Raw genomic sequence first — 1,844 nt, 5'->3', positions numbered from 1 at the left:
GGCCCCCCCCCCCGCGCCCGCCCCGGGGGCGGTTCCGGCCCCGCCGCCCCGGGGCCGGCCCCGGTCTCCCGGCGGAGACCGCACCGCACACCGAGAGGAGACACGGCGCCGCCCCCGACCGGGCCGCCGTACACACACCATGGCTACGATCCCGACCCTGGGCGCCGGATTCACCACCGGCCGCACCGCCTCCCGCGCCGAGACCCGCGAACTGCTCGGCAAGGCCACCTACGACCTGCTGGTGATCGGCGGCGGCATCCTCGGCACCGCGACCGCCTGGACGGCGGCCCAGGCGGGCCTGAAGGTCGCCATGGTCGACGCGGGCGACTTCGCCGGGGCCACCTCCAGCGCCTCGTCCAAGCTCGTCCACGGCGGTCTGCGCTACCTGCAGACCGGCGCCGTCAAGCTCGTCGCGGAGAACCACAAGGAGCGCCGGGCCCTCGCCACCGACGTCGCCCCGCACCTGGTCAACCCGCTGACCTTCTTCGTCCCGGTCTACAAGGGCGGCCCGCACAGCGCCCCCAAGCTGGGCGCCGGCGTCTTCCTCTACTCGGCGCTCTCCGCCTTCCGCGACGGCATGGGCCGGGTCTCCACCGCGGCCCACGCCTCCCAGCAGGTGCCGGCGCTGCGCACCGAGGGCCTGCAGGCGGTCGCGGTCTACGGCGACCACCAGATGAACGACTCCCGGGTCGCCGTGATGACCGTGCGCGCCGCGGTCGAGTCCGGCGCCGTGGTGCTCAACCACGCCGAGGTCACCGGGCTGCGCTTCACCGGCGGCCGGGTCACCGGCGCCGAGCTGAAGGACCGCCTCGACGGCACCGAGTTCGGCGTCTCCGCCCGCCTGGTGCTCAACGCCACCGGCCCCTGGGTCGACCACCTGCGGAAGATGGAGGACGCCGGCGCCGCCCCGTCCATCCGGCTCTCCAAGGGCGCCCACGTGGTGGTCAAGCGCCGCACGCCGTGGCGCGCCGCGCTCACCATCCCGATCGACAAGTACCGCGTCTCGTTCGCGATCCCGTGGGAGGACCACGTCCTGCTCGGCACCACGGACGAGGAGTACACCGGCGACCCGCTGGACGTCCGGGCCACCGAGGCCGACATCGACCAGATCATGGGCGAGGCCGGCCACGCCATCCGCGACGAGCACCTCGACCGCGACCTGATCACCTACGCCTTCGCCGGCCTGCGGGTGCTGCCCGGCGGCCCCGGCGGCACCTCCGCCGCCAAGCGCGAGACCGTGGTCACCGAGGGCCGCGGCGGCATGCTGTCGGTGGCCGGCGGCAAGTGGACCACCTACCGGCACATCGGCCGCACCGTGCTGGAGAAGCTCAAGCACGTGCCCGGCACCGGCCTGGCCGAGGACATGTCGCCGTTCCCGGCGACCGTGCCGCTGCCCGGCGTCGGTGCCCCGAACGCCGTCGCCCACCGCCTGCTGGTCGACCGCGAGCCCGGCTCGCGGATGGAGCCGCTGGTCGCCAAGCACCTGGCCGGCCACTACGGCACCCTCTCCTTCGAGATCGCCCACCTGATCGCGGAGGACCCGGAGCTCGGGGCGCCGATCCACCCGGACGGCCCGGACGTGTGGGCGCAGGTCGCGTACGCGGCGGACAACGAGTGGGCCTACACCGTCGACGACGTGCTGCGCCGCCGCACCACCATGACCGTGCGCGGACTGGACACGCCCGAGGTGCGCCAGCAGGTGGAGGCCTTCCTCGCGAAGCGCGGGAAGAAGTAGGACACCGCCCGGCCGACGCACCGGCGAGTGGGCCGGGTCCCGAGCAGCACGGGACCCGGCGGGCGCCGCGGACGGCGCCGGTGCCCGGTGTCCGCCCGGTGAGCAGCAC

1 protein-coding gene is annotated in these 1,844 nt (G+C 75.0%); it reads left to right on the top strand.

Annotated elements, in window-relative coordinates; all coding sequences use genetic code 11:
* Positions 1 to 139 precede the first annotated feature (139 nt).
* Positions 140 to 1,735: a glycerol-3-phosphate dehydrogenase/oxidase gene (locus ACFV0G_RS38930; protein ID WP_380558515.1), complete on the top strand. Its 1,596-nt coding sequence runs from the start codon at positions 140 to 142 to the stop codon at positions 1,733 to 1,735.
* Positions 1,736 to 1,844 lie beyond the last annotated feature (109 nt).

This window comes from Kitasatospora sp. NPDC059571 (genome assembly GCF_042735675.1).
Taxonomy (GTDB): domain Bacteria; phylum Actinomycetota; class Actinomycetes; order Streptomycetales; family Streptomycetaceae; genus Kitasatospora.
Note: the sequence above shows the minus strand (reverse complement) of the source record. Positions and strands in the feature narration are given on the sequence as shown.